General features: G+C 63.7%; 1 protein-coding gene. It reads right to left on the bottom strand.

Features of this window, described 5'->3' with window-relative positions; genetic code table 11:
* Window positions 1–526: extracellular solute-binding protein (locus tag NZN28_RS14605; protein WP_295399393.1), on the bottom strand; the 526-nt coding region annotated here is incomplete at both ends.

Here is a 526-nt window from a genome sequence, read left to right as displayed (position 1 = left end):
CCTTGCAGGCTGCCGGCACGGCCGGGTTCGAGCCGAACCAGGCGGCCAGGTCACCCTGCAATTTGGGGTTGAGTGACCATTCGAGCCACTTGTAGGCGCAGTTCGGGTGCGGGGCGTTCACGTGCATCATTGTGGTATCGGCCCAGCCGGTGGCGCCCTCCTGTGGCACGGTGCTGGCAATGGGTGCGCCGCTCGCCCGCAGCAGGTTCACCTGGAAGGGCCAGGAGCCGGAGGCCACCACGCCCTCGGTCTTGAAGTCTTCGATCTGCACGAAGGCGTCATGCCAATAGCGGCTGACCAGTTTGCGCTGCTGGCGCAGCAGGTCAAGCGCAGCATTGAATTGCTCACGGGTCAGCGCATACGGGTCTTTGATGCCCAGCTCGGGCCTGTGGAACATCAGGTAATTCGCGGCATCGGCGATGTGAATGGCGCCGTCGTAAGCCTGCACACGGCCCTTGTTGCTCTTGCCGTCGGGCAGGATCATCTCTTCACAGACGACGTTCCAGCTGGTGGGCGGTTCGGGGTA

Origin of the sequence: Meiothermus sp., from assembly GCF_025056915.1 — a bacterium.
GTDB lineage: Bacteria > Deinococcota > Deinococci > Deinococcales > Thermaceae > Meiothermus.
This window is presented reverse-complemented; position numbering and strand designations above follow the sequence as displayed.